The organism is Mesorhizobium sp. M5C.F.Ca.IN.020.32.2.1 (assembly GCF_004023105.1).
GTDB lineage: Bacteria > Pseudomonadota > Alphaproteobacteria > Rhizobiales > Rhizobiaceae > Mesorhizobium > Mesorhizobium wenxiniae.
On sequence record NZ_RZSX01000298.1, the window covers coordinates 1 to 6,753 of the forward strand.

6 protein-coding genes and 1 pseudogene are annotated in these 6,753 nt (G+C 64.2%); 1 reads left to right on the plus strand and 6 read right to left on the minus strand.

The window, feature by feature from the left end; all coding sequences use genetic code 11:
- The 4 genes and pseudogenes from EOA86_RS16505 to EOA86_RS16520 all read right to left on the minus strand — a co-directional run.
- Positions 1-252, minus strand: a pseudogene (locus EOA86_RS16505) (F0F1 ATP synthase subunit alpha); the annotation flags it as partial.
- Positions 252-812: a F0F1 ATP synthase subunit delta gene (locus EOA86_RS16510; protein WP_128342606.1), complete on the minus strand. Its 561-nt coding sequence runs from the start codon at positions 810-812 to the stop codon at positions 252-254. The gene EOA86_RS16510 and the pseudogene EOA86_RS16505, both read right to left, overlap by 1 nt.
- Positions 813-1,058: 246 nt before the next feature.
- Positions 1,059-1,454, minus strand: coding sequence for a DUF4345 family protein (locus EOA86_RS16515; RefSeq protein WP_065011182.1), 396 nt, complete (start codon positions 1,452-1,454; stop codon positions 1,059-1,061).
- Between the two features lie 110 nt (positions 1,455-1,564).
- Positions 1,565-3,748 carry a primosomal protein N' gene (locus EOA86_RS16520; RefSeq protein ID WP_128342608.1) on the minus strand — a complete coding sequence of 728 codons (2,184 nt, stop codon included), beginning with the start codon at positions 3,746-3,748 and terminating at the stop codon, positions 1,565-1,567.
- A 91-nt stretch (positions 3,749-3,839) separates the two neighbouring features.
- Here EOA86_RS16520 and fsa point away from each other — a divergent pair, with 91 nt between their 5' ends.
- Positions 3,840-4,493, plus strand: a complete 654-nt coding sequence (gene fsa / locus EOA86_RS16525) for a fructose-6-phosphate aldolase (protein WP_029349054.1) — start codon at positions 3,840-3,842, stop codon at positions 4,491-4,493.
- A 126-nt stretch (positions 4,494-4,619) separates the two neighbouring features.
- Here fsa and lptE read toward each other — a convergent pair whose 3' ends face one another.
- Positions 4,620-5,207, minus strand: a complete 588-nt coding sequence (gene lptE / locus EOA86_RS16530) for an LPS assembly lipoprotein LptE (RefSeq protein ID WP_128342610.1) — start codon at positions 5,205-5,207, stop codon at positions 4,620-4,622.
- Positions 5,194-6,753: class I tRNA ligase family protein (locus tag EOA86_RS16535; RefSeq protein ID WP_128342612.1), on the minus strand; the 1,560-nt coding region annotated here is incomplete at its 5' end. The genes lptE and EOA86_RS16535, both read right to left, overlap by 14 nt.

Consider the following 6,753-nt stretch of genomic DNA (forward strand, 5'->3'; position numbering starts at 1 on the left):
TTCCTTGATGTCGCGGTCGGCGCCGAAGATGACGACGCCGACATTGTCAGCTTCGAGGTTGAGCGCCATGCCGCGGATGCCGCCGGGGAACTCGACCATCTCGCCGGCCTGGACATTGTCGAGGCCATAGACGCGGGCGATGCCGTCACCGACGGACAGAACCTGGCCGACTTCGGAGACCTCGGCCTCCTTGCCGAAATTCTTGATCTGGTCTTTCAGAATTGCGGAAATTTCCGCGGCGCGGATGTCCATCAGCCGACCTCTTTCAGTGCAAGCTTGAGCGAATTGAGTTTGGTTTTAAGCGACGTATCGATCTGGCGCGAGCCAATCTTGACCACCAGCCCACCGAGCAGCGACGGATCGACGGTCACGGTGATCGCGACATCCTTGCCGGCAACGCTTTTCAGCGCCGCCTTCAGCTCGGTTTGCTGGGCGTCGGTCAGCGCATGCGCCGAGGTAACTTCAGCGGCGGTCTCGCCACGGTGCTCGGCGGCGACCTGGCGGAATGCCTTGATCATGCCGGGGATGGCGAACAGACGGCGATTCTGGGCGACAACGCGCAGGAAATTGCCGGTGAGGCCGGTGATCCCTGCCTTGTCGGCGATCGCCGCAATGGCCTTGGCCTGGTCCTCGCTGGAGAACACCGGGCTGTTGATCAGACGGGCAAGTTCCGCACTGCCTTCGAGCATTGCCGCGAAACTGTTGAGGTCGGCCTCGACCTGGGCCACCGAATTCGCCTGGAGCGCGAGCTCGAACAGCGAACCCGCATAGCGCTCTGCGACACCTGAGATTGGCGATGACGATTGGGCCACGGACCGTCTTTTCTCTTGTCTGACAGGCCGCAGATTGTTGGCGCGAGCGAAAACTCTAGCTAAATCTTTGACCTTACTGCGTTTTTCCAAGCACGGAGGCGCGGCTTCCGCTATCCCCGGCCGAAAGTCGATTGCCGTCTAGCACAGGCATTTTAAGACCGCAATGCGTCGTCCCGCATGGTTTTCAGGCACTATTGTCGCATCCGGCGGTGCGGTTCGACCGTCGGTCCCGAATTAGCCTTTGATTCAAGGCACAAAGCCGAAGGCGAAGGCAAGCGGCAGCGCCGCCAGCACCAGTTCCACCACGATGGACGCCCAGTTGAAAGGCGTGTTGGCGCCGTCCGACATCATCGACAGCAGGCGGCCGAAGGCGGTGAACAGCCAGGAAAAGCCAAGCGCCATGTAGAGCAACGGTTGCGCCAGCAGAATGCAGCACAGGCTGACGCCAAGATAAAAACCCGACATCCGGCCGCGCCCTTCGGCGATCGCTGCCGCCTTCTCAGGCTTGACCTGCAGCCGCAGAATCCGGAAGGCCAGCCCCGGCGCCAGGAACAGCAGCAGGCCGAACAGCAAGGTCACGACGGCGCTCGACCACGCCAGCCACTCGCCCTGGCTCATCGGCCACGGAAACGCAAATTCCATACTGCCCCCTCGAAAATGGCTGGTTCGAAATTTCGGGCATTCTAGCGAAGGAAGAGACATGCGCCAGATGGCGTCGGCAATTTACGAAAAGCCTGTGAGCTGACGGCCTCTCACAAAAAGCTCTGCGGGTCTATGTCGACCTGCACCCGCACCGAGCCCCGTATCTTCGGTCCCTCGGCCAGCATGGTGCGAATGAACCCCTGCATGTCGGCGCGCCGCTCGCCCTGGATCAGCAGGCGAAAGCGATGGCGGCCGCCGATCAGCGACAGCGGCGCCTCGGCCGGGCCGAGCACGAACAGGTCGGAGGCCTGGGGCGCCGCCCGCCGCAGGCTGCGGGCGTGCCCTTCGGCTTCCGCCCGCGTCGCCGCACTGACGATGACGCCGGCGAGCCGGCCGAAGGGCGGCAGCGCCGCCCGCTCGCGCTCGGCAATCTCGCGTTCGTAGAAGGCCTCGGCATCGCCGGAGACGATCGCCCGCATCACCGGATGGTCGGGCTGGAAGGTCTGCAGCAGGCCCAGGCTCTTCTTGCCGGTACGGCCGGCGCGGCCGGTCACCTGGCTGAGCAGCTGGAAGGTGCGCTCGGCGGCACGCGGATCGCCATTGGCCAGGCCAAGATCGGCGTCGACCACGCCGACCAGGGTCATGTTTGGGAAATTGTGGCCCTTGGCGACGAGCTGCGTGCCGATGACTATGTCGGCCTCGCCGTTGGCGATGGCTTCAAGCTCTAACCTCAGCCGCCGCACGCCGCCCATCAGGTCGGACGACAAGACGATGGTTCGGGCGTCGGGGAAATGCGCGACGACCTCTTCGGCGATGCGTTCGACGCCCGGCCCGCACGCGACCAGATGATCAAGCGTGCCGCATTCCGGGCAGGCCTCGGGCCGTCGCTCATTGTGTCCGCAATGGTGGCAGACGAGCTGGCCGCGAAAGCGGTGCTCGACCAGCCAGGCCGAGCAGACCGGGCAGCCGAAGCGATGGCCGCAGACCCGGCACAGCGTCAGCGGCGCATAGCCGCGCCGGTTGAGGAACAGCAGCGACTGTTCCTTTTTCTCCAACGTCTGCCGCATATGGCCAAGCAGCACCGGCGACAGGAAACCGCCGCGCGCCGGCGGAGCGCGGCGCATGTCGATCGTCTTCAGGTCGGGAAGCGCCGCCTCGGCGAAGCGCGCCGAAAGCACCGCCCTGCTATAGCGGCCTTGGCTCGCATTGACCCGGCTTTCGACCGACGGCGTGGCTGAGGCGAGCACCACCGGAAAGCCGCCGATATGGCCGCGCACCACCGCCATGTCGCGCGCATTGTAGAAGACGCGGTCTTCCTGCTTGTAGGCCGGGTCGTGCTCCTCGTCGACGACGATCAGCCCGAGTTCCCTGAACGGCAGGAACAGCGCCGAACGCGCGCCGGCAACGACGCGGACGCCACCTTCCGCCACTTGCCGCCAGACGCGCTCGCGCATCCTTGGCGGCAGGTCCGAGTGCCATTCCGCCGGCTTGGCGCCGAACCGTTCCTGGAACCGCTCGAGGAAGGCATGGGTCAGCGCGATCTCCGGCAGCAGGATCAGAACCTGCATGCCACGGTCGAGCGCCGCCGCAACTGCCTCGAAATAGACCTCCGTCTTGCCCGATCCGGTCACCCCGTCGAGCAGCGTGACGCCGAATGCGCCGGCGGCGACATTGGTGCGCAGCATCTCGGCCGCATCGCTCTGGTCCGGCATCAGCGAAGGCTGGGCGTAATTCGGATCGGGTGCTGCGACCACCGGTCGCGGCGGGATCATAACCGTATCGAACACGCCTTGCGCTTTCAGCCCGTCGATAACGGTCGACGAGACCCCGGCGGCATGCGCCAGACCGGACCGCGTCCAGGCGAGCCCGCCTTCGGCTGTTTCCAGCACGCGCATCCTCGCACCCGTCATCCGATCGGGTTTGGCGAAGGTGCGTTGCAACCCTTCGATCCACGGTTCCGGGTCGAAGGCCTCCGGCGCCCGCAGCAGCATGCGCGCCACCATACCGGGCGGCGACAGCGTGTATTGCGCGATCCAGTCGACGAAGCGGCGCATAGCGCGGTCGATCGGTGGGCAGTCGAAGACCTGCTCGATCGGGCGCAGCTTCTTGGCATCGACCTTTTCGACGGCGCCGTCCCAGACGATGCCGGCGACCTGGCGCGGACCGAGCGGAACGCGCACGATCGAGCCCGGCACCACGCGCATGCCGGCGGGCACGGCGTAGGTGTAAGGCCGCTCGGCGGGCATCGGCACCAGCACCGGTGCGGCCGCGACAAAGGGCGAATCTTCGATCATGAGGCGTGACCTTGCCCCGACTTTGGTCTAGATCAAAGTCCGACCCCAAATGTGCATGACATGCACATGAAAAATTCTTCAGGAGACCGTCATGAAATTTTTTGTCGACACCGCCGATGTCAAGGAAATCCGTGAGCTGAACGATTTGGGGCTGCTCGACGGCGTCACCACCAATCCCTCGCTGATCCTCAAATCCGGCGGCAAGATCGCCGACGTCACCAGAGAGATCTGCGAGATCGTCAAGGGCCCGGTCTCGGCCGAAGTCGTCGCCACCGAATACACGGACATGATGGCGGAGGCCAAGATCCTGGCCAGGATCGCCGATAATGTTTGCATCAAGGTGCCGCTGACGCTCGACGGCCTGAGGGCCTGCAAGGACATCCGGTCGGAGGGCCGCATGGTCAATGTTACTTTGTGCTTCTCGGCCACCCAGGCGCTGCTCGCCGCCAAGGCCGGCGCCTCCTTCATCTCGCCCTTCGTCGGCCGCATCGACGACAGCGGCTGGGATGGCATGGAGCTGATCGCGGATATCCGCACCATCTACGACAATTATGATTTCCAGACCGAGATCCTGACCGCCTCGGTGCGCACGGTGAACCATGTCAAGCAGGCCGCACTGATCGGCGCCGACGTCATCACCGCCCCGCCGGCGACGCTGAAGGCGCTGGTCAAGCACCCGCTGACCGACAAGGGCCTGGAGCAGTTCCTCGCAGACTGGGCCAAGACCGGCCAGAAGATCGGCTGAAATCCAGAAGATCGGCTGAAATTAAGACGCCGCGTTCCCGTAAAAAGGCCGAGCAATCGGCCTTTTTTGTGCGCGAGCAACTAGACCTCGGCGTAGGCGGAACGCCTCGATCCACGCCGAAAAGTTTTAACCCGCCACTGTCTTGCCGTGCTTGACCAGATCCTGGGCGATCGACAGGCGCAGCAGGTCCGCCAGTTCGCGCGCCGCGCGGTTTTCGGCGTCGATTTGCGCCCGGTAGGAGGCAAATTCCTGACGGGGCCTGTCGAAGGACGACGCTATCGAGCGCCTGCCGGTCGCGATGGTCTTGCCGGTCTTGGCGTCGGTCAGCACATAATTCGCGGTCAGTGTCACCGTGCCCGCTGTCGGCTCGTCGTCATCGGTCGTGACCTGCACGGTCGCAGCGGATTCAACAAGTTCGGTAACGCCGAGATCGAGCGAATAGGCTGGCGACGCCGGCTCGCCCGCGCCCTGGCCAAGCGCGAAGATCAGATTGTTGCGGACCTGCTGGGCGTAGCGGGTGTGGACCGGCTTGACCGAGATGGACCCGAGTTCGGCGGCAGCCCCGACTTGCGAACCGGCCGACAGCGGCGCGCTCGAATAGAGCGGGCGCACCGTGCAGGCCGAAACCAGCGCAACCGAAGCGACCAGGCCATACAGCGCGGTACGGCGCAGCAAATGCGCCACTTCTGTCTTCCTCGGATCAGGCAACGACATTGACGATCCTCTGCGGGACGATGATCACCTTGCGCGGTGCCTTACCTTCGAGCGCTTTCTGCACGAAGTCGAGAGCCAGAACCGCTTTTTCGACGGCACCTTGATCCGCGTCGCGGGCAATTGTCAAATCGCCGCGTTTCTTGCCGTTGACCTGGACCGGCAGCACGATTTCGCTGTCGACGACAAGCGACGGATCATAGACAGGCCAGGGCCGTTCGGCGACCAGATCGGTGCCGCCGAGCGTCTGCCAGCATTCCTCGGCCAGATGCGGCATGACCGGCGCAATCAGATGCACGAGGATGTCGACGGCTTGCCGGCACGCAGCCTTGAGCGCCGGATCGGCCTTGCCTTCGGCCGCCTCGTTGAGCGGCGTGGTGAGCGCGTTGGCGAGCTCGTAGATGCGGGCGATGGCGCGATTGAAGGCGAGCTTTTCGATATCCTCGCCGACCGATTTCAACGCCTTGTGCGCGGCCTTGGAAACAGTCCCTGCCTCGCCCTCCTTCGCCGCTGCCGGCTGGATTCCGGCGAGCGATTCGGCAGCCATCGACACCAGGCGCCAGATCCGCTGGATGAAGCGGTGCGCGCCGGCAGCACCCTCGTCGGTCCATTCCACGTCACGCTCGGGCGGCGAGTCCGACAGCATGAACCAGCGGGCGGTGTCGGCGCCGTAGCCGTCGGTGATCTCTTCCGGGCTCACCGTGTTCTTCTTCGACTTCGACATTTTTTCGAGCGGGCCGATCACCGCCTCTTCACCGGTCGCGATTTCGATGGCCCGGCGTTTGCCGTCGACGTCCTCTAGCCGAACCTCGCTGGGCGCAAGCCAGCGGCTGTTAGAGCCACTGCCGACCCGATAGGTCTCGTGCACCACCATACCTTGCGTGAACAGGCCCTTGAATGGCTCGGCCAGATCGGCATGTCCGGTCTCGCGCATAGCGCGGGTGAAGAAGCGTGAATAGAGAAGGTGCAAAATGGCGTGCTCGATGCCGCCGATATACTGGTCGACCGGCAGCCATTCGGTAGCTGCCTTGGGATCGGTCGGGTCGTTCGCCCAGGGCGCGGTGAAGCGCGCGAAATACCAGGACGAATCGACGAAGGTGTCCATTGTATCGGTTTCGCGGCGTGCATCCTTGCCGCATTGCGGGCATTTCACATGCCGCCATGTCGGATGGCGGTCGAGCGGATTGCCCGGCCGGTCAAACTCGATGTCGTCCGGCAGCCTGACCGGCAGGTCCGCCTTCGGCACCGGCACCACGCCGCAATCCTCGCAGTGGATCATCGGAATCGGGCAGCCCCAGTAGCGCTGGCGCGAAATTCCCCAGTCGCGCAGGCGGAAGTTGACCTTGCGCTCGGCCATCGGCCGATTACCGATGGTCTTTTGTTCCAGCAGCTTCGCCACCTCGTCGAACGCCTGATCAGGCTTCATGCCGTCGAGGAAGCGCGAATTGATCATCACGCCGTCGCCGACATAGGCCTCGTCGATGATCTGGAAGTTTCCCTGGTTCTCGCCTTCCGGCATCACAACCGGAATGACCGGCAGGCCGTATCT

Coding starts and splice junctions, on each gene's coding strand:
- EOA86_RS16520 (WP_128342608.1), bottom strand. CDS start 3,748: ATGATCGAAGATTCGCCCTTTGTCGCGGCCGCACCGGTGCTGGTGCCG.
- fsa (WP_029349054.1), top strand. CDS start 3,840: ATGAAATTTTTTGTCGACACCGCCGATGTCAAGGAAATCCGTGAGCTG.
- lptE (WP_128342610.1), bottom strand. CDS start 5,207: ATGTCGTTGCCTGATCCGAGGAAGACAGAAGTGGCGCATTTGCTGCGC.
- EOA86_RS16515 (WP_065011182.1), bottom strand. CDS start 1,454: ATGGAATTTGCGTTTCCGTGGCCGATGAGCCAGGGCGAGTGGCTGGCG.